Annotated in this window: 13 protein-coding genes and 3 pseudogenes; 8 read left to right on the plus strand and 8 right to left on the minus strand. The window is 66.7% G+C overall.

Translation table 11 applies throughout. The features are described 5' to 3' along the window. Positions 1-47 precede the first annotated feature (47 nt). Entirely contained in the window at positions 48-2174 is a 2127-nt protein-coding gene (locus DL544_RS04000; RefSeq protein ID WP_139726763.1) for a TonB-dependent receptor, read from the minus strand. 219 nt (positions 2175-2393) lie between these two features. Between DL544_RS04000 and DL544_RS04005 the strand changes: the two genes are divergently transcribed. Next, complete coding sequence (locus DL544_RS04005; RefSeq protein WP_005415423.1) at positions 2394-3785, plus strand: class II 3-deoxy-7-phosphoheptulonate synthase; 1392 nt, start codon at positions 2394-2396, stop codon at positions 3783-3785. Between the two features lie 674 nt (positions 3786-4459). Further along, positions 4460-5647, plus strand: coding sequence for a mechanosensitive ion channel family protein (locus DL544_RS04010; RefSeq protein ID WP_176556897.1), 1188 nt, complete (start codon positions 4460-4462; stop codon positions 5645-5647). A gap of 27 nt (positions 5648-5674) precedes the next feature. On the opposite strand, the gene DL544_RS04015 is transcribed toward DL544_RS04010, so the two are convergent. From DL544_RS04015 to typA, 3 genes and pseudogenes are all read right to left on the minus strand, one after another. Beyond that, the gene (locus DL544_RS04015; RefSeq protein ID WP_095377054.1) at positions 5675-7297 is read right to left on the minus strand and encodes an amidase; all 1623 of its coding nucleotides are present in this window, start codon (positions 7295-7297) and stop codon (positions 5675-5677) included. Positions 7298-7338: 41 nt separating this feature from the next. Continuing rightward, positions 7339-7806, minus strand: a complete 468-nt coding sequence (locus DL544_RS04020; protein ID WP_005415426.1) for a DUF2127 domain-containing protein — start codon at positions 7804-7806, stop codon at positions 7339-7341. An 11-nt stretch (positions 7807-7817) separates the two neighbouring features. Next, positions 7818-9663 (minus strand): annotated as a pseudogene (typA, locus tag DL544_RS04025) (translational GTPase TypA). Between the two features lie 272 nt (positions 9664-9935). Between typA and DL544_RS04030 the strand changes: the two are divergent. The 6 genes and pseudogenes from DL544_RS04030 to DL544_RS04055 all read left to right on the plus strand — a co-directional run bounded on the left by DL544_RS04030 (position 9936) and on the right by DL544_RS04055 (position 16615). After that, positions 9936-10427, plus strand: a complete 492-nt coding sequence (locus DL544_RS04030) for a peptidylprolyl isomerase (protein ID WP_005408225.1) — start codon at positions 9936-9938, stop codon at positions 10425-10427. A gap of 117 nt (positions 10428-10544) precedes the next feature. Next, positions 10545-11531, plus strand: a complete 987-nt coding sequence (locus tag DL544_RS04035; RefSeq protein ID WP_005415428.1) for a malate dehydrogenase — start codon at positions 10545-10547, stop codon at positions 11529-11531. Between the two features lie 122 nt (positions 11532-11653). Beyond that, positions 11654-12268 carry an RluA family pseudouridine synthase gene (locus DL544_RS04040; protein ID WP_139726765.1) on the plus strand — a complete coding sequence of 205 codons (615 nt, stop codon included), beginning with the start codon at positions 11654-11656 and terminating at the stop codon, positions 12266-12268. Between the two features lie 646 nt (positions 12269-12914). Then, entirely contained in the window at positions 12915-14795 is a 1881-nt protein-coding gene (prpE, locus tag DL544_RS04045; protein WP_005415430.1) for a propionate--CoA ligase, read from the plus strand. 215 nt (positions 14796-15010) lie between these two features. Then, complete coding sequence (locus DL544_RS04050; protein WP_005415431.1) at positions 15011-15514, plus strand: hypothetical protein; 504 nt, start codon at positions 15011-15013, stop codon at positions 15512-15514. A 46-nt stretch (positions 15515-15560) separates the two neighbouring features. Further along, positions 15561-16615, plus strand: a pseudogene (locus tag DL544_RS04055) (suppressor of fused domain protein). A gap of 92 nt (positions 16616-16707) precedes the next feature. Here the strand turns inward: DL544_RS04055 and DL544_RS04060 are convergent. From DL544_RS04060 to yczE, 4 genes and pseudogenes are all read right to left on the minus strand, one after another. Further along, positions 16708-17319, minus strand: coding sequence for a glutathione S-transferase N-terminal domain-containing protein (locus tag DL544_RS04060; protein ID WP_100477630.1), 612 nt, complete (start codon positions 17317-17319; stop codon positions 16708-16710). 84 nt (positions 17320-17403) lie between these two features. Further along, a complete protein-coding gene (locus DL544_RS04065; RefSeq protein ID WP_004154513.1) occupies positions 17404-17862 on the minus strand; it encodes a cell wall hydrolase in 459 nt (152 codons plus the stop codon). Positions 17863-18158: 296 nt separating this feature from the next. Next, a pseudogene (locus DL544_RS04070) lies at positions 18159-20188 on the minus strand (FAD-dependent oxidoreductase). A gap of 270 nt (positions 20189-20458) precedes the next feature. After that, entirely contained in the window at positions 20459-21091 is a 633-nt protein-coding gene (gene yczE, locus DL544_RS04075; RefSeq protein ID WP_139726767.1) for a membrane protein YczE, read from the minus strand. Positions 21092-21143 lie beyond the last annotated feature (52 nt).

Here is a 21143-nt window from a genome sequence, read left to right on the forward strand (position 1 = left end):
CGTTCCCGTAGATGCCGGCCAGCGGCCGGCACTACCACGGTCCGTTCTCAGAAATCCTGCTGCAGGCTCAGGTAGGCGCCACGGCGCGGCCCCCACTGCGGCGCGAACACGCCAACACCGCCGCCATCGCGCAGCTGGTAGCTGCGATCCAATGCGTTGATCACGGCCAGCTGCACATGCAGCGGATGGCCACTGTCGGCATTGAAGTCATGCCCGGCGCTGAGGTTCACCTGCAGGTAGGATGGCAGCTCGCCGCCGTTGGGCACGCCCTCGATGTCCGAACGCAGGCCGCTACCGAACACGTAGTTGGCGCCGACCCGGTTGTGGCCGGCGAAGGCGTAGCTGAAGCCGCCCGATGAGGTCAGCTTCTGGTCGTGGTCGAGGTGGATCCAGTGGTTGGCCACATAGGCCAGCGCTTCTGGATCGAGGTTGTACTGGCTGGTGATGACCTGGGTGCCGATGGCCTTGTTGTACGCCGCGTTGACGTAAGCGCTGAACGGACCGTTGCTGTAGTCGGCACTGAACTCCAGGCCACGGATATGGCCGCGGCGGTAGTTGAACGTCGAATAGATGTAGGCGGCACCAAACTGGCCTTCGTCCTGCAGGCGCGCAACACGGCGGTCGTACGCGTCCAAGCCCAGGGTCAGGTGTTCGCCCAGCTGATGCGATACGCCGATGTCGTAGTAGTCACTGCGCTCGCCCAGTGGCGTGTTGTTGCCGCCGCTCGGCTGCTGGTTGGTGGTGCCGTCGTACAGCGCGATATCGCTGCTGGCGATCAGCTCACTGGCCGGCGGCGTGAAGTAACGCGAATAGCCGGCATGCACGGTGGTGCTGTCGCTGGCATTCCAGGCCACGCCCAGGCGGGGGCTGAGCTGGCCCTCGGTGTGGCCAAAGGCCTTGTAGCGATCGCCGCGCAGGCCGTAGTTGACGGTCCAGTCGTCGCCGATCTTCCATTCATCCTGCACGTACAACGCCAGCGTGCTGGCATGGAAGGCACTGCGGTCAGGTATCAGCAGCGGCGTGGTGCTGGACTGCTGGCCGGCGTCATCGACCGGGAACACCCAGCTGCTGTTGCTGGCCCGCGCGTTCTCGTAGTTGCCGTACAGGCCATAGCGCAGCGTGTGGTCGTTGCCCAGCGGGGTGGAGAAATCGGCCTGCAGCGTGTTGGCGCGGTTGCTGCGCTGCACCTGCGAGGCGACGCCACTGAATACCAGGTCGCCGATGACATCCGGGTTGAACGCCACATCGCTGTAGCGCTGCCCGGCGGACAGCTGGTAGGCGGTGCTGCCCAGCGCGCCCTGCAGCACCAGCATGCCGAAGCGGGTGGTTTCGCGCTGGGTTTCATCCAGCTGGCTGGAGTCGAAGGTGGTGGTGTCCAGGTAACCGAACTGCGGGGTCTGCCCGGGGTTGACCGGGATCTGGAAGCGGTTGTTGGCGAAGCCGGCGAACACGCTCAGGCGGGTGTTCTCGTTGACCAGGTAGGTGAGGTCAGCGAACGCTTTGCCCTGGTGGGTGTCGTCGTGCAGCGGCTTGCGCGAGCGGGTCGGGTTTTCCAGGCCAACCTCGTTCTGGTCGTAGTTGCCAGTCAGGAACCAGCTCCATCGCCCCTGGTTGCCCCACCACGAGGCATTCGGATTGATCTTGCCGAACGAGCCTGCGGTCAGACCGGCGCTGCCGCCATTGCCGAGCTCGGCACCATTGCGGGTGGTGATGTCGACCACTGCAGCGGTGCGCTCGCCGAACTGCGCCGGCAGCGCGCCATCCATCAGGCGGATGCTCTTGACGGTGCGGGCATCCAGTGTCTGGCCGAAGCCGGAGATCGATTCGGGCAGCAGTACGCCATTGATGCGGTACTGCAGATTGGCGTGGTCGCCGCGCACGTGCACGCCGCCATAGGAATCCTGGACCACGCCCGGGGCCTGCAGCAGTACCTGGCTGAGCGGCGCGGAGGCACCCAGCGGCTGCTTCTGGATGTCCTCGGCGGTGATCTGGTACTGGCTGCTGCCGATGTCCGGCGACAGCGCGTTGCGGGCCTGGTCGAGCTGGGCGTGGACAGTGACTGCGTCCAGATCCTTGACGGAGGAAGAGGTGTCGTCGGTCGTTGCGGCGAAGGCGGGCAGGCTGGCCAAGGCCAGGGCGAAGGTAATACCGGTAGCGAGGGGCGAGGGCTTCATGGTGAGAGAGGGGGCGGCTGGGCGTGGAAGGGGCCGGTCCATGACGTGCAAGTGTTACTCCGTAACAAATCATGCGCCTGTCCCGTGCGGCTGGCCATGCCGGATCTGGCTGCTGGCGTTGGCCTTTCCCTGCCGTTCAGGTGGCCGGGGCGGTGGGGTGGGCCTTTGCGTCAGCGGCTGGCTCTGCGACCATGGCCGCCCCCACCCCGGAAGTCTGCAATGAGCCTGTCCGCCGTTCCGCCCGCCTCCGATTCCGACGCGACCACCGCTGGCGCTGCCTGGTCGCCGGAGAGCTGGCGTGGCAAGACCGCGCTGCAGATGCCGACCTACCCGGACCCGGTGGCGTTGGACGCCGCTCTGCACGAGCTGAAGCGGCTGCCGCCGCTGGTCACCTCGTGGGAGATCCTGGCGTTGAAGCAGCAGCTGGCCGAGGCCCAGGAAGGCAAGCGCTTCCTGCTGCAGGGCGGCGACTGTGCCGAGAATTTCAGCGACTGCGAATCGGGCACCATTTCCAACCGATTGAAGGTGTTGCTGCAGATGAGCCTGGTGCTGGTGCACGGCCTGCGCCAGCCGGTGATCCGCGTGGGCCGCTTCGCCGGCCAGTACGCCAAGCCGCGCTCGGCCGACACCGAGACCCGCGACGGCGTGACCCTGCCCAGCTACCGCGGCGATGTGATCAACGCGCCGGCCTTCACCGAGGCAGCACGCCTGCCGGACCCGAAGCGGATGCTGCAGGCCCACGCGCATTCGGCGATGACGATGAACTTCGTGCGTGCGCTGATCGACGGCGGTTTCGCCGACCTGCACCACCCCGAATACTGGAACCTGGAGTGGGTAAGCCACTCGCCGCTGGCGGCCGAGTACCAGAAGATGGTGGCCTCGATCGGCGATGCGGTGCACTTCATGGAGACCCTGGCCGGGGCCCGCGTGCACAACCTCAACCGCATCGACTTCTACACGTCGCACGAAGCGCTGCTGCTGCCCTACGAGCAGGCGTTGACCCGCCAGGTGCCGCGCCAGCAGGGCTGGTTGAACCTGAGTACGCATTACCCGTGGATCGGCATGCGCACGGCCGCGCTCGATGGCGCGCACGTGGAGTACCTGCGTGGCGTGCGCAATCCGATTGCGATCAAGGTGGGCCCGTCGGTGACGCCGGACCAGCTGCTGCGCCTGATCGATGTGCTCAACCCACATGACGAGCCGGGCCGCCTGAGCTTCATCCACCGGATGGGCGCAACGCAGATCGCAGAGAAACTGCCGCCGCTGCTGGACGCGGTCAAGCGTGATGGTCGCCGCGTGCTGTGGGTGTGCGATGCGATGCATGGCAATACCGAAAGCACCGCCAACGGTTTCAAGACACGCCGCTTCGACAACGTGCGTGGCGAGGTGGAGATGTCGTTCGATCTGCATGCGGCCGCCGGTACGCGCCTGGGCGGTGTGCATCTGGAACTGACCGGCGAGGACGTGACCGAGTGCATCGGCGGCGCGCGCGAACTGACCGAGCGCGACCTGGAGCGTGCGTATCGTTCGACGGTGGACCCGCGGTTGAACTACGAGCAGTCGCTGGAGATCGCGATGGCGATCGTGCGCAAGCAGGAGCTGGTGCGGTAAGGATTTTTCGGCAGGGCTTGCAGCCCTGCACCTGCTACGAGCCAGAGCAACGTCAACGTCAACGTCAAAAGCGGGCTATCCGTGGGTTGGCGGGACGGTGTCGGAGTGCGGGGACGCCGCAAGTACGTCCTTGTAGGCTTGGCAGCCGCATCCATGCGGCTGACACCCCGCACCCCGACACCGCCCCACCTTCGACAGGTTCACTCGGCTGCTGGTAGGTGTCGACCTTGGTCGACACGGTAGATCCACGCGATGCGTGGATGCTTTTGGAATCCAATTCGAAATATTCGATTCCGATGGAGATTCATCCACGCATGGCGTGGATCTACTGCAGATCGCGGAGATCTGTCGTAGGCGGGGTGGGTCCGGTTGCGGGGGCGTGAGCCGCATGGATGCGGCGACCGAGCTTACATGGGTGAGGGCGCTTTGCTTGCGAAGCACTGCTTCGCAAGCGCCCGAACGCACAGCCGCCAGCGGCTGGGCCGGGCCCCGGAGGGGTACTTGCAGCGCCGCCCGCAACCGGACCCACCCCGCCATCCCACAGCAAACCCGCTTCTGCTTCGGCTGTTGCTGTTGAGGTTGCCGGCCAGCGGCCGGCACTACCGCAGGTGCAGGCTGCAAGCCCTGCCGATCAACACCCTCCTTACGAACGGCTGACGTGACGCTCATGTGCCATGCGCGAGGCTGTCCGTTCACGCTTTCACGTGGAGGTGGCAAGAGTGCCTTGGGAGCACATGCAGGCCTATGCATGGCCATTGGGTTTGGCCGCATTGGTGGGCGGCATCGGCGCGTGGCTGATCCTGTGGATCTATCATCGGCTGAAAGGGCGTGATCGGCGGCGCGCGCGCATCGGGCGTGTGCTCGGGCTGCCAATGGCCACCGCATGGCCGCTGCTGCTGTTGATTCCTGCGTTGCAGGCCACGCCGCTGCAGGATCCCCTTCTGGGCAACCTGCAACGGGTGCTGCATATCGCACTGACCGCCTGCTTCATCTGGTTGCTGGTACGCGCAGTGGCAGCGGGTGAGCGGGCCATCCTGCGCAGCCATCCCATCGATGTCTCCGATAATCTGGAAGCGCGCCGCATCCAGACCCAGACGCGGGTGCTCAGCCGCGTGCTGATGGGCGGCATCATCGTGCTGGGCACTTCGCTGGTGCTGCTGACCTTCCCCATGGTGCAGAAGATCGGCACCGCGCTGCTGGCCTCGGCGGGCCTCATCGGCCTGGTGGCCGGTATCGCCGCAAAGCCAGTGTTCGGCAACCTGATCGCTGGCCTGCAGATTGCAGTGACCCAGCCGATCCGGCTGGACGATGTGGTGATCGTCGAGGGCGAGTGGGGACGCATCGAGGAGATCGGCAGCAGCTACGTGGTGGTACGCATCTGGGACGAGCGGAGGATGGTGGTGCCGTTGACCTGGTTCATCGAGAACCCCTTCCAGAACTGGACGCGGCGTAGCGCTGACCTGCTCGGCACAGCCTTCCTGTGGCTGGATTATCGTGCCCCGATTGCGGCGATCCGTGCTGAACTGGAGCGCATCTGCCGGGGCGAAGCGTTGTGGGATGGCCGGGTCTGCGTGACCCAGGTGACCGAAACCAGCGAGCGCGCGATCCAGGTGCGCCTGCTGGTGAGTGCGCGCAGCTCCGGCGACGCGTTCGACCTGCGTTGCCTGGTACGCGAGCGCATGCTCGATTTCCTCGCACGTGAGCATCCGCAGTCGCTGCCGCAGCTGCGCGCGCGGCTGCAGCATGCTGACGAGCTGGACATGCCGCGTGGTCCACGCGCACGTACTGCAGATGTGCGTTCGCCGGGGGCTGAAGACGGTGAGGCGGCAATCGTGCCGATGGAGCCGGAACCCGAGCGGTAGCGCCGGCCAGCGGCCGGCACTACCGGATCAGGGCTCGCCGGCGTCGATCAGCGTGTCGGTGCCGAAATGCGGTGGCCGCCGCGCGCGGGTGCGCTGTTCGTAGGCGTACGCCATTTCGATCAGCTTCGGTTCGCTCCAGGCGGTGCCCATGAACAGCAGGCCGACCGGCAGGCCATCGATCTGGCCCATCGGCACGCTGAGGCTGGGATAGCCGGCGACGGCGGCGGCACTGTAGCTCTCGCCGGGGAAGTCGTCGCCTTCGCTGCGGATCGGCCACGCAACGCCGGTGGTCGGCGCGACCAGGGCGTCGAGCTGGTGGGCGGCGAGGGCCGCATCGATGCCTTCCGGGCCCGCCAACCGGCGCGCATCGCTGCGTGCGCGGATGTAGGCGGGGTCAGCCAGGCCGGCGGTGGCGTCGGCCTCTACCAGCAGTTCCTGGCCGAACAGGCCCAGTTCCTGCTTGCTGTGCGCCCGGTTGAAGGCGATCAATTCGGCCAGGCTGTGCAGGGGAGCGCGGTGGGCGCTGAAGTAACGCTCCAGCCCGGCCTTGAACTCGTACAGCAGTACCTTGCGTTCGGCGTCGGCCCAGGCGCCCTGGTTGGGCAGTTCCACCGGCACCACGACGGCACCGGCCCGGCGCAGCTCGGTGGCGGCGTGTTCGATCAGTGGCGGCATGCCGCGGTATTTCAGCAGCGGCGTCTGCAGCAGGCCGATGCGCTTGCCACGCAGTCCCTGCGGATCCAGCCGCGCGGTGTAGTCGTACACCGCACGGCCGGGCATGGTTGCGGTGGCCGGGTCGGCATCATCGCGGCCGGCAATTGCGGTCAGTACGGCCGCAGCGTCGGCGACGCTGCGTGTCATCGGCCCCGCAGTGTCCTGGCTGAAGGAAATCGGGATGATCCCATCGCGGCTGACCAGGCCGACGGTCGGCTTGAGGCCGACGATGCCATTGATCGCCGCAGGGCAGACGATGCTGCCGTCGGTTTCGGTGCCGATCGCCACGCTGGCCAGGTTGGCGGCGACCGCTACCGCGCTGCCGCTGCTGGAGCCGCAAGGCGAGTGGCTGAGGCGATAGGGATTGCGGGTCTGGCCGCCGCGCGCGCTCCAGCCGGACACCGAATCGTTGCCGCGGAAATTGGCCCATTCGCTGAGATTGGTCTTGCCCAGCACCACGGCCCCGGCCTCGCGCAGGCGCCGCACCAGATACGCATCGTCAGGGCGGAGCCCCTGCAGGGCCAGAGAGCCGGCACTGGTGGCCATCGGCGCCGCGTTGATGTTGTCCTTCAGCAGTACCGGGATGCCGTGCAGCGGGCCACGCAGGCGTCCATCGCGGCGCTCGCGGTCGCGCGCCGCGGCTTCCTTCAGGGCATCGGGGTTGAGCTCGATCACCGCGCGCAGGCGGGGGCCGGCCCGATCCAGGGCGGCGATCCGCTGCAGGTAGGCCTGGGTCAGGGTGGTGCTGTCCAGTTCACCGGCGGTCATCCGCGCCTGCAGGTCGGCAACATCGGTTTCAGCGTACGGGAACGGCACGTTGCGGCTCGCAGGTTCGGCCGCATGCGCGCTGGGCGTGGCCGGGCTGCAGCCAGCCGAAAGCAGCGCAGGCAGCGCGGCGAGCAGGCAGGTCAGCAGAGGCGGCAAGGACGGGCGCATGGGGCGGCTTGGTCGGCTCCAATCCCCAGTGTAGCCGGTGCTCAGCGGTGGCGCTTGCGCAGGTCGCGGGCGAGAACGTAGACCACGATCAGGTTGATCGCCAGGATCGTCCACGACGGCCAGCCGGGGTGGCGGATGATCGCGAAGATGTCGAAGGGCAGGTACAGCGAGGCAGTCAGGCAGCCCAGCCAGGAGGCCCAGGCCTTGGCCCGCCACAGGCCCCAGGCTTCGACCAGGTGCAGCAGGCCGTAGCCGATCATCCCCGCCGCGGCCAGGTGGACCGCGTCGGGGCTGATCATATGCAGCAGCGAGGGCAGGGTGCCATGGTCCGGATCCAGGCTGAAACGCCGGATCAGGACCATGATGCCGTGCCGAAGCGGCTGCGGTCCGAGCACTTCCAGCCCGGTGGCGGCCAACAGCGCCAGCATCGCCTTGCTCGCTTCGAGCAGGGCGATGACGTGCAGGCCCGGATGCCGGTGTGGATCCGGGTTGTAGCCGCTCTGGTTCACGGGGTGCAGGCTCAGCCGCCGCGCGAAGCCTTCTTGCGATCGCTTTCGGTCAGGAACTTCTTGCGCAGGCGGATCTCCTTCGGGGTGATCTCGACCAGCTCATCGTCTTCGATGAAGTCCAGGGCCTGTTCCAGCGAGTACTTGATCGCCGGGGTCAGCTGGATCGCATCGTCCTTGCCCGAAGCGCGCATGTTGGTCAGCGGCTTGGTCTTGATCGCGTTGACGGTCAGGTCGTTGTCCTTGGAGTGGATGCCGACCAGCTGACCTTCATACACGTTGTCGCCTTCGGCAGCGAAGAGCTTGCCGCGTTCCTGCAGCGGACCCAGCGAGTAGGCCGGGTGACGCCCGGCGCATTGGCGATCATCACGCCGTTGATGCGCTTGGCGATGGCGCCCTGTTCCTTCGGGCCGTAGTGGTCGAACACGTGGAACAGCAGGCCCGAACCCTGGGTCAGGGTCTTGAACTCGTTCTGGAAGCCGATCAGGCCACGGGCCGGGATCTGGTACTCCAGGCGCACGCGGCCCTTGCCGTCCGATTCCATGTTCTTCAACTGGCCCTTGCGGGTGCCCAGCTTTTCCATCACGCCGCCCTGGTGGATTTCTTCGATGTCCACCACCAGCTGCTCGATCGGCTCCATCAGCTGGCCGTCGATTTCCTTGATGATCACTTCCGGGCGCGACACAGCCAGCTCGTAGCCTTCGCGGCGCATGTTCTCGATCAGCACCGACAGGTGCAGTTCGCCACGGCCGGAGACCAGGAACTTGTCGGCGTCTTCCAGCTGCTCGACCTTCAGGGCCACGTTGTGGACCTTTTCACGGTCCAGGCGGTCCTTGATCTGGCGGCTGGTCAGGAACTTGCCACCGGACAGGTCCTTGTTGCCGGCGAACGGCGAATTGTTCACCTGGAAGGTCATCGAGATGGTCGGCTCGTCGACGGTCAGCGCAGGCAGGGCTTCCGGGAAGTCCGGTGCGCAGATGGTGTCGGAGATGGTCAGCTCCTGGATGCCGGAGATGGCCACGATGTCGCCGGCCTCGGCCGAATCCTGCTCGATGCGCTCCAGGCCCATGAAGCCCAGCACCTGCAGCACCTTGCCGTTGCGCTTCTTGCCTTCACGGTCAATGACCGCGACCTGCATGTTCTTCTTCAGGGTGCCGCGCTGGATGCGGCCGATGCCGATCACGCCCACGAAGTTGTTGTAGTCCAGCTGGCTGATGCGCATCTGGAACGGGCCTTCCGGGTCCACTTCCGGCTTCGGCGCGTGCTGCATGATCGCTTCGTACAGCGGGGTCATGTCGCCGTCGCGCACGGTGTCTTCCAGGCCCGCGTAGCCGTTCAGGCCCGAGGCGTAGACGATCGGGAAATCCAGCTGCTCGTTGGTGGCACCGAGCTTGTCGAACAGGTCGAAGACCTGGTCGATCACCCACTCCGGACGGGCGCCCGGACGGTCGACCTTGTTGACCACGACGATCGGCTTGAAGCCCATCGCGAAGGCCTTCTGGGTCACGAAGCGGGTCTGCGGCATCGGGCCGTCCATCGCATCAACCAGGATCAGCACGGTGTCGACCATCGACAGCACGCGCTCGACCTCACCGCCGAAGTCGGCGTGGCCGGGGTATCGACGATGTTGATCCGGTTCTTGATGCCGGTCTTCTTGTCTTCCCAGGTGATGGCGGTGTTCTTGGCCAGGATGGTGATGCCGCGTTCCTTTTCCTGGTCGTTGCTGTCCATCACGCGCTCGGCGAGGACGGTGCGCTCGGACAGGGTGCCGGACTGCTTCAGCAGCTGGTCGACCAGGGTGGTCTTGCCATGGTCGACGTGGGCGACGATGGCGATGTTGCGAAGATTTTCGATGGACATACGAAAGGGGGCCAGTCGGCGCCGGATTTGGAAAAAGAAGTCCAACATTATACGTCGAACTTGACGATTCGCGAAAAGGTGGATTTCACGCCGGCCCAGCGGCCCATTCAGCTGGCTGTCCGCCGCTTCGGCCGAGGTCGCCAGGACGGGGCCCCCGGCTCACCTTCCGCTGGCTGAAGGCGGGGGCTCCACCGATGGTCGAAGGCACCGCCGCCACGAGGCAGGTGTAAACTAGGTGGCTAGACGCATTCCCCTTTGCACCAAGGATCTTCATGTCCCTCATCGCCACTTTCGACACCACCCAGGGCCCGATCAAGGTCGAGCTGTTCGCCGACAAGGCGCCGCTGACCGTGGCCAACTTCGTGAACCTGGTCAAGCACGGCTTCTATGACGGCCTGATCTTCCACCGCGTGATCGCCGACTTCATGATCCAGGGCGGCTGCCCGCAGGGTCGTGGCACCGGCGGCCCGGGCTACAAGTTCGAAGACGAGAAGAATGGCGTGAAGCACGAGGTCGGCTCGCTGTCGATGGCCAACGCCGGCCCGAACACCAACGGCAGCCAGTTCTTCATCACCCACATCAAGACCGATTGGCTGGACGGCCGCCACACCGTCTTCGGCAAGGTCCTGGAAGGCCAGGCCATCGTCGATTCGGTCAAGCAGGGCGACGTGATCCATTCGATCACCCTTGAAGGCGACGTCGACGCCGTGCTGGCCGCCCAGGCCGACCGCGTCGCGGAGTGGAACAAGCACCTCGCCGCCTGACCCCCTTCGAAACGGCCACCCACGGGTGGCCGTTTCCCTGTTCCCCGCCGCCTGCCCGGCCTGCGTGGCCATGCCCGCGGCGTCCCATCAAACGCTTGCAAGCAAGAGGAAACCCCCATGAAAGCACCCGTTCGTGTTGCCGTGACCGGCGCCGCCGGCCAGATCGGTTATGCCCTGCTGTTCCGCATCGCCTCCGGCGAAATGCTGGGCAAGGACCAGCCCGTCATCCTGCAGCTGCTGGAACTGCCGGTCGACAAGGCCCAGGCCGCCCTGAAGGGCGTGATGATGGAGCTGGAAGACTGCGCGTTCCCGCTGCTGGCCGGCATGGTTGGCACCGATGACGCCGAAGTCGCGTTCAAGGACGCCGACATCGCTCTGTTGGTCGGCGCACGTCCGCGTGGCCCGGGCATGGAGCGCAAGGACCTGCTGCTGGAAAACGCCAAGATCTTCACCGCCCAGGGCGCGGCGCTGAACAAGGTCGCCAGCCGCGACGTGAAGGTGCTGGTGGTCGGCAACCCGGCCAACACCAACGCCTACATCGCGATGAAGTCGGCCCCGGACCTGAAGCCGGAAAACTTCACCGCCATGCTGCGCCTGGACCACAACCGCGCGCTGAGCCAGCTGTCGGCCAAGCTCGGCAAGCCGGTCGGTGGCATGGAGAAGCTGGTCGTGTGGGGCAACCACAGCCCGACCATGTACCCGGACTACCGTTTCGCCACCGCCGACGGCGCCTCGATCGCCGATGCGATCAACGACCAGGAGTGGAACGCCAACACGTTCATCCCGACCGTCGGCAAGCGCGGCGCGGCGATCATCGAAGCCCGTGGCTCGTCCTCGGCCGCTTCGGCCGCCAATGCCGCCATCGACCACGTGCGTGACTGGGTGCTGGGCAGCAACGGCAAGTGGGTCACGATGGGCGTGCCGTCCGACGGTTCCTACGGCATTCCGGAAGGCGTGATCTTCGGTTTCGCGGTGACCACCGAGAACGGCAAGTACACCCTGGTCAAGGATCTGCCGATCGACGACTTCAGCCAGAAGTACATCGACAAGACCCTGGCCGAGCTGGAAGAAGAGCGCGCCGGCGTCGCCCACCTGCTGGGCTGATGCAGGCGGTACCGGCTCCGGTCGGTACGTCTTGCATCAAGGTAGGTACCGACCGCTGGTCGGTACGCAGAAAACGGGGAGGCTTCGGCTTCCCCGTTTTCATTTGGAATTCCTGGAACCGCATGATCCACCTGCACTACATCGACGACGCGCTGCTGGTGGCTGAAAAGCCCGCCGGCCTGCTGTCCGTGCCCGGCCGCAGCGCCGAGAACCAGGACTGCGTCGTCGCGCGCCTGCAGTCGCTGTACCCGGATGCGTTGACCGTGCACCGCCTGGACCAGGTGACTTCCGGACTGCTGCTGCATGCGCGTGGCAAGGACATGCAGGCGGCGTTGTCGATGCAGTTCGAGCAGCGCCGGGTTGGCAAGCGGTATGAAGCCGTCGTGCAGGGTGTGATCGAAAGCGATGCCGGTGAAGTGGACCTGCCGCTGATCGTGGACTGGCCGAGCCGGCCGAAGCAGATGGTCGACCATGAGCGTGGCAAGCCGGCGCTGACGCGTTGGCGCGTGCTGGTGCGCGATGTTGAAGCGCGGCGCACGCGCGTGGCGTTGGAACCGATCACCGGCCGCAGCCATCAGCTGCGGTTGCACATGGCCAGTATTGGCCATCCGATTGTTGGCGACGTGCTGTATGACGCGGCACCGGCGCAGCGCGTGCACCTGCATGCGCGCAGCCTGCGGTTCACGCATCCGCTGACGGGCGAGGCGCTCGCGTTCGAGTCCGCGGCTCCGTTCTAGGGGTCGGCAGGGCTTGCAGCCCTGCACCCGCAGAATCAACGTCAATGTCAAAAGCGGGCTATACGTGGGTTGGCGGGACGGTGTCGGAGTGCGGGGCCGCCGCAAGTACGTCCGTGTAGGCTTGGCAGCCGCATCCATGCGGCTGACACCCCGCACTCCGACACCGCCCCACCTTCGACAGGTTCACTCGGCTGTTGGTAACGGTGGCCGTTGTTCCGCGCAGCTGTTGGTAGGTGTCGACCTTGGTCGACACGCTTTTTCTGTCAGATATCGAATGAATCATTCACGCATGGCGTGGATCTACCGTGTCGACCAAGGTCGACACCTACCAGAACAATATGCCGTTCCGACAGATCGCGGAATCTGTCGAAGGCGGGGTGGGTCCGGTGGCGGGAGTGTCCGCGGCATGGATGCCGCGGCCAAGCCCCCATGGACGGGTTTACGGCGTCTCCCGCCACCGGACCCACCCCGCCATCCCCAAGTTAGCCAGCTTCTGCTGTTGCTTCGGCTTCGGCTTCGGCTTCGGCTTCGGCAGGTGCAGGGCGCAGCCCTGCATGAAAAACCCACCCCCTACCAAGGTAGGGCGGCCCGCGCGCCAGCGCCGGACTATCCTCGAACCCATGACTTTGTCTGGGAGGGCTGCGTCATGAACTACGAGGAAACCTACCGTCGCTCGATCGACGAGCCGGAGGCCTTCTGGGGCGAGGAAGCCAAGCGCATCCATTGGCACAAACCGCCGCAGCAGGTGCTCGACTACAGCAACCCGCCGTTCCGGCGCTGGTTCGTCGGCGGCGAAACCAATCTCTGCTACAACGCCGTCGACCGCCACCTGGCAACGCGCGCCGACCAGCTCGCGCTGGTTGCGATTTCCACCGAAACCAACAGCACCCGCGAGATCACCTATCGCCAGCTGTATCGCGAAGTGAACGACTTCGCCGCCGTGCTCAAGCATCTCGGCGTCGGCCACGGTGACCGCGTGGTGATCTACATGCCGAACATGGCCGAAGCCGTGTTCGCGATGCTGGCCTGCGCGCGCATCGGTGCGGTGCACTCGGTGGTGTTCGGTGGCTTCGCCGCGCACAACCTGGCGCTGCGCATCGACGATGCGAAGCCGAAGTTGCTGATCGCAGCGGACGCCGGCATGCGCGGTGGCAAGCTGATTCCGTACAAGCCGATGGTCGACGCGGCCTGCGCCGAAGCGGCGTCGCCTCCGCCACACGTGCTGATCGTCTCGCGTGGGCTGGATGCCGCCGAACCCCGCGTGCCGGGTCGCGACGTGGACTACGCCGCGCTGCGTGCACAGGTTGGTGAAGTCGATGTGCCGGTGCAGTGGCTTGAAGCGAGCGAGCCGAGCTACCTGCTGTACACCTCCGGCACCACCGGCAAGCCGAAGGGCGTGCAGCGCGATGTCGGTGGTTACGCGGTGGCGATGGCGCAGTCGATGGAGACAGTGTTCGACTGCAAGCCGGGCCAGGTGATGTTCTCCACTTCCGACGTCGGCTGGGCGGTAGGCCACTCGTACAACGTGTACGGCCCGCTGATCGGTGGCTGCACCTCGTTGCTGTACGAGGGGCTGCCGACGAATCCGGACCCGGGTATCTGGTGGGCGCTGTGCGAACAGTACAACGTGCGCACCATGTTCTCCTCACCCACCGCCATCCGCGTGCTGAAGAAGCACGACGCGGACTTCATCCATCGCCACGACCTGCGCGCCCTGAAGTACCTGTTCCTGGCCGGCGAGCCGCTGGACGAACCCACCGCGCACTGGATCAGCGAAGCGCTGGGCAAGCCGATCATCGACAACTACTGGCAGACCGAAACCGGCTGGCCGGCACTGACCCTGCTGCCGGGCCTGGAGATGAAGCCGGTGCGCTTCGGTTCACCGGGCTTCCCCAATCTCGGCTACCGGATGAAGGTGATCGACGAGAACACCGGCGAGGAAGTGGCACCGGGGCAGAAGGGCGTGCTGGTGGTGTCGCCGCCCTTGCCGCCGGGTTGCATGAGCACGGTGTGGAACGACGACAGCCGTTTCCTGCAGAGCTACTTCAGCCACTTCAAGGAACTGCTGTACAGCTCGCTGGACTGGGCGATCCGCGATGACGATGGCTATACCTTCATCCTCGGCCGTACCGACGATGTGATCAACGTGGCCGGGCATCGTCTGGGCACGCGCGAGATCGAGGAGGCCATCTCCAGCCATCCGCGCGTGGCCGAGGCTGCCGTGATCGGGGTCAAGGACGAGCTGAAGGGGCAGGTGCCGCTGGTGTTCGTCACCCTCAAGCAGGGGCTTGAAGGCGAGGATCCGGCGCCGGTGGTGGCCGAGATGATGGCGACGGTGACGACTTCGCTTGGTGCGGTCGCGCGCCCGGCGCATGTGCACGTGGTCAATGCGCTGCCCAAGACCCGTTCGGGCAAGCTGCTGCGGCGCTCGTTGCAGGCGTTGGCCGAGCAGCGCGACCCGGGCGACCTGTCGACGCTGGACGACCCCAGCGCGCTGGAGGAGATCCGCCGCGCGCTGGGCCGTTGATCCGGTAGCGCCGGCCGCTGGCCGGCCCCCCATCAATCCCGAGGTTGCCGGCCAGCGGACGGCACTACCCGCGGCACTTGCGCTAAGCTCGGCCTGTCATCGACCTGCAACACGCGGTGCGCGCCGGGGAACGCGCGCGCCGCCCGGGGATGGCAATAAGGGGGGCGTGCCCGCACACGGCACGCCGGCATGGCGCATCAAGGGAGGGGGATGCAATGGCATTGCTGCACGCCAAGACGGCTGCTGGCCGTCAGGAAATCGAAGACCGTGGCCGGCGCCTGCCGGCGGCACTGCGTTCAATCCTGCTGATGGTCGATGGCCATCGCGATGACACCGAACTGCGCGGCTTGTTCGATGGCCTGCGCGCACCTCCGGATGCACTGGAGCAGCTGGCCGCACAGGGACTGATCGAGGTGATCGGCGGGAGCGTAGAGGCCGCTCCGGCGCGTGGCATCAGCACCGGCCGCGAACAGGACCCGGCGCTGTACCAGCAGTTGTACGACGCGATGAGCGAGGCGGTGCGGCGCCATCTGGGGCTGAAGGGCTACTTCATGCAGTTGAAGATCGAACGCTGCACCGATGCGCTGGCGCTGGAACGCCTTTGCCCGGAACTGCTGGCGGCGGTGGGCAAGGCGCGCAGCCCGGCGCTGGCCCAGCGCTGGTGGCAGGAAACCCAGTCCGCCGTAGTAAACGCTGGGAAAGAGGTCGTGCAGGCCTGAGCCACCGCGTAAAGTGATCGGTTCACTTCCCCACAAGGAGTCCCGCGTGCAGGACGACCACGATGACACCGACACCCCGGCTGGGACGCGATCAATGCGGCGCTTTCGCCGCTGTATGCCGGGCAGGAGCCGCGACACTACGGCACCGCGCTTCCCTACACGCTCGGCGGCCAGGATCCGCTGGATGGCATCAGCGTGTACTGGGCGGATGCGCCGGTTCCGCATTGGCACTACATCACCTACGGTTTCTCCGAGCTGTATGCCAAGGAGAGCAGTGATGCTGCCGCCAGCGGCTATGGTTTCGAGCTGACGTTCCGTCTCGCTGCCGAAGCCGCTGAGAACGCCGACAGCACGCCGCCGGTGTGGCCGATGAACCTGCTGCAGAACCTGGCGCGCTATGTGTTCGGCAGCGGCAACGTGTTCGAGGATGGCCACCATCTGAATGCCAACGGCCCGATCGCACTGGAGACCGACACGCGGTTGTGCCACCTGGCCTTCATTGCCGACCCGCAGTTGCCGGCACGCGACACCGCCAATGGCCACCTGCAGTTCCTGCAGCTGGTCGGATTGACCGATGAGGAAATGGAGGCGGTCAAGCGCTGGTCTACGCGCGGCGTGCTGGAGGCGCTGCAGCCGGCAATGCCGCTGTGGGTCAGCGACCTGCACCGCGGCAACCTGCTGGAGGACCCTGCGCTGGCGGCAGAGGTGCGGGCCGGCAGCGAGCGCGAAGGCTCCAGCACCGGCATGCTGTTCATCGAGACACTGGACTGGCGCCAGGAGGCGGGCATGACCACGCTGGTGCTTGGCGCCGGCCAGGTGGCGAGCGTGTGCGAACTGCTGCCGCTGCGCCTGCGCCACGGCAGATCGCTGGAACTGGTCAGCCGCGAGCGGCAGTGGGAGTTCATCGCGGACGGGGGCGGTGAAGTGGCGGACGTATCCGCCGACAGCGCGCGCTGGTCACTGGACGAGGCGGGCCTGCAGGCCCTGGCAGGGGTGCACGCCGAGCGCGGGGTCTACCCGCTGGCAGGAAGGTTGCGTATCGAGGTGGTGCCGACCTGCCTGCGCGATGCCAAGGGGGAAGTGATCCGCCAGATCGGCTGATCGCGCCAATGAAATCGAGGGGGCGGAGCCGCCTGGTAGCCGATGGGGTCAGATCCGTTCGCCACGCGAACGGCTCTGACCCCTGACCAAGGTCAGGCCAGGCCTTCGGCCTTCAGCGCGGCCTGCACGCCGGCATCGGCGTCCATGCGTGCCTTGTAGGCGGCCAGGTTGTCCAGGCCGGACAGATCAACCTTGGTACCGGCGGCCCAGCGCAGGGTGATGTAGAAGTACGGGTCGGCGAAGCTGCGGAAGCCGGCCAGCCAGGGCTTGTCGGCCAGCTGCCTGTCAGCGGTCTCGAACAGGCCACGCAGGCGCTTGTGCGCGGCGGCGCGGATCGCGTCGTACTGGCTCTCGTCGGCGATGAACTTGCCCGGCGCGAACAGCGGCGAGAAGGCCGGGTGCACGTCGGAATTGACGAAGGCCAGCCAGCGGGTGGCTTCGGCGCGCTGGCGCGGGCTGCCATCACCGCCGAGGCCGGCCTGCGGGAAGCTGTCGGCGATGTAGCCCATGATCGCGGCGTTCTGCAGCAGCACGAAGTCGCCGTCGACCAGTGCGGGAACGGCACCGGCCGGATTGATCTTCAGGAATTCCGGACCCTTCAGGGTGTCCTTGTTCAGCAGTTCAACCTCGAACGGCTGGCCGGTCCACTGCAGGGCGATGTGGTCGGCGGTGGAACAGGCACCGGGCTTGCTGTACAGCTTCATGGGAACTCCAGGTGATGCGGGCGGGAAACGCCAACTATCCCAGAGCCCGGCGGCGGCCGGCAACGCTGCCGCCAGCACGGATCGTTACGATTGCCGCGGCTTGAGGTTCTGCACCTTGTAGAAGGTGTGATCGCCGATGGTCGCCACCTGGTAGGCGTTGCGCCAGTTCGGGCTGGCGATGGACAGCGCGGCGAAGTGGCTGGCACCGGGCACGATCTCGCGGCGTTCGCCGGCCGGCAGCGCCCAGTTGCGCTCGGCGTCGAAGGCCACGTTCATCGCTTCGCTCCACGCCGCGTCATTGCCCAGCTGGGTGCCGGGGGAGACGATGGTCGGTGCGAACTGCTTGCGCGCGGTGACCACCTGGCACATCGAGTCGCCCCACAGGCCACTGTCGAGACGGCGCAGGGCGACCTCGGCAACAGCCTGCTGGCCGCGCAGGGTCTGGTCGCGGGCTTCCAGGTAGACGGTGGTGCTCAAACACAGTGAATCAGCGGCCGGCTGAGGCAACAACTGCGACAGCCAGAGAATCCAGGCCAGTTTCATATAACTCCTTGCTCCGTATGGGCCGCACCCTCCGGTTCCGGCCGCGGGGCGACAGGAGGTGGGGACGACTTGGCGTCATGGGGAGGCGGCCATCGGGGCCGCCCCGTGGGCAGCCCCAAAAGAAACGATCAGTACCGATCGTGGGGACTGCGCCGGCTCACCGGAAACTGGCTGGTGAGCGGAAAGATGGCGCAAGGTAGGGGGGCATAGCCGAACGCATCGTGAACCGCTCGGCTTGACATTCAGGTTCAACCGGGGTGACGGAAATCACATTCCGTCCCCCATTCAGGCGCTCATCAGAGCGCGGCGGCGACCCGGCTGCCCTGGTCGATGGCGCGTTTCGCATCGAGTTCGGCGGCCACGTCGGCACCGCCGATCAGCTGCGCGTTGATGCCGGCCGCCTGCAGTTCGGCCTGCAGCGTGCGGTTCGGTTCCTGCCCGGCGCAGATCACCACATGGTCGACCGGCAGCAGCTGTTCGCTGCCGTCCACGCGGATGCGCAGGCCCTCGTCGTCCACCCCTAGGTACTCGACGCCACCGAGCATGCGCACGCCCTTGGCCTTCAGCGTGGCGCGATGGATCCAGCCGGTGGTCTTGCCCAGCCGCGCGCCCGGCTTGCCCGGGCTGCGCTGCAGCAGCCACAAGCGTCGCGGTGACGGCTCGACCTCGGGCCGACCCAGCGAGCCGCGTGCCTCGAAGCTGGGGTCCACGCCCCATTCGGCCATCCAGCGCTGCGGATCCAGCGAGGGGATTCACCGGCGTGGCTGAGGAACTCGCCGACATCGAAGCCGATGCCGCCGGCGCCGATGATCGCCGCATTGGCGCCCACTTCGACCCGTCCCAGCAGCACGTCCAGGTAGCTCACCACCTTGGCGTGATCGGCACCGGGGAAATCGACCTTGCGCGGGGTGATGCCGGTGGCCAGCACCACCTCGTCGAAGCCAGCCAGTTGGGAAGCGTCGACGCGGGTGCCCAGGCGCAGCTGTACGCCGGTCTCCTGCAGCGCGTGGCGGAAGTAGCGCAGGGTCTCGTGGAACTCTTCCTTGCCGGGGATGCGCTTGGCCACGTTGAACTGGCCGCCGATCTCATCATTGGCATCGAACAGGGTGACCTGGTGGCCACGCTGGGCAGCGACAGTGGCGCAGGCCAGGCCGGCGGGGCCGGCGCCGACCACCGCAACCGTCTTCGGCGTAGCAGTGGGACGATAGACCAGCTCGGTCTCGTGGGCGGCGCGCGGATTGACCAGGCAGCTGGCCAGCTTGTTCTCGAACACGTGGTCCAGGCAGGCCTGGTTGCAGGCGATGCAGGTGTTGATCGCCTCCGCGCGGCCGGCACGGGCCTTGTTCGGCCACTGCGGGTCGGCCAGCAGCGGGCGTGCCAGCGACACCATATCGGCGCCGCCACCGGCCAGGATGCGTTCGGCAACGTCGGGCATGTTGATGCGGTTGGTCGCCACCAGCGGTACCTTCACATGCGGCTTGAGCTTGGCGGTGACGCCGGCAAAGGCCGCGCGCGGCACCGAGGTGGCGATGGTCGGAATGCGCGCTTCGTGCCAGCCGATGCCGGAATTGATGATCGTTGCGCCAGCCGCCTCGATCGCCTGCGCCTGTTGAACGATCTCGTCCCAGTCGCTGCCGTCGTCGACCAGATCCACCAGTGACAGGCGGTAGATGATGATGAAGTCCGGGCCACAGGCCTCGCGGATGCGGCGCACGATCTCGACCGCGAAGCGCATGCGCTGGCGCGCGTCGCCGCCCCAGGCATCGGCGCGCTTGTTGGTGCGCGGGGCGATGAACTCGTTGATGAGGTAGCCCTCCGAGCCCATCACTTCCACGCCGTCGTAGCCGGCCTCGCGGGCCAGCTTCGCGCTGCGAGCGTAGTCGGCGATATGGCGCTCTACGCCGCTGGCCGACAATGCGCGCGGGGTGAACGGGTTGATCGGTGCTTTCAGCTTCGACGGTGCCACCGACAACGGGTGGTAGGCATAGCGGCCGGCATGCAGCAACTGCAGGCAGATCTTCGCGCCGTGCTGGTGCGCGGCGGCGGTGAGCTGGCGGTGCGGCCGCACTTCCCAGGGCCAGGACAGCTTGCCACCGAATGGCTTCAGCCAACCGACCACATTGGGCGCGAAGCCGCCGGTGACGATCAGGCCGACGCCGCCCTCGGCGCGCTCGGCGAAGTAGGCCGCCAGCCGTGGGAAGTCGCGGGCGCGATCTTCCAGGCCGGTGTGCATCGAACCCATCAGGACGCGGTTGCGCAGCTGGGTGAAGCCCAGATCCAGCGGGGCGAACAGGTGGGGATAGGCGCTTTCGTTGGCTGGCGACATGGTCGATACGCTTGCGTACGGAAGCGCGAAGCGTGCCGCGAAACGGCGGCCGGGGCAAGGGCCGCTTCTTTGGGAGGGCTGGCCGCTGTCTGACGGTTTGGTAGTGTCGGCCGCTGGCCGGGTGCGCTCGGCACATGCGTGCTGTCGCTCCCGCGTTTCGCTGCGCGAATCGCGGGCCCCACTCACCGGCCTCCAACCCCCCGCGCCTGCGGCGCTGCCCCCGAACTCCGGGGGCGGTAGTGCCGGCCGCTGGCCGGCATTCCGGTCAACTCAGGGCGATTGCGGTTGCCGGCCAGCGGCCGGCACTACCGGAGCAGGCCTACCGATCCCGAACCAGCCCAGCGTCACTCCGCACAGCGGCCCGATCAGCAGGGCGAAGGCGAGGGTGCCGAGGCCGACATTGCCGCCCAGGCACCAGCCCAGCAGCAGTACGCTGCCTTCGATCAGGCTGCGCACCTTCCAGATCGGCCAGCCGGCACGGGCATGCAGACCGGTCATCAGGCCATCGCGTGGCCCCGGGCCAAGGCGGGCACCGATGTACAGGCCGGTGGCCAGCGCCACCAGCAGCATGCCGGCACAGAACATCGCCACCTGCCAGCCAAGGCCGACGGCCGGCGGCAGCAGCCACAGCCCGAACTGTGCGGAGGGGCCGATCAGCATCACGTTGAGCACGGTGCCGAGGCCCGGCTTCTGCCGCAGGGGCCACCACAGCAGGAGCACCAATGCACCGATGGCATTGGTTGCCAGGCCGAATGACAGCGGCGTCTGCGCGGCGATGCCCTGCGACAGAACATCCCAGGGTGCCACGCCGATGGCGGCGCGGATCATCAGCGAGGCGCCGAAGCCGTACAGGAACAGGCCGGTGATCAATTGCAGCAGGCGCAAGGGCAGGGCGGTGGGCATGGCGGTCCGGGGGGGGCGGGGATCTGTTTCCACCGTATCGCCGTTTCTGCGT

The organism is Stenotrophomonas sp. pho, assembly GCF_006228405.1.
Classification (GTDB): Bacteria; Pseudomonadota; Gammaproteobacteria; order Xanthomonadales; family Xanthomonadaceae; genus Stenotrophomonas; species Stenotrophomonas sepilia.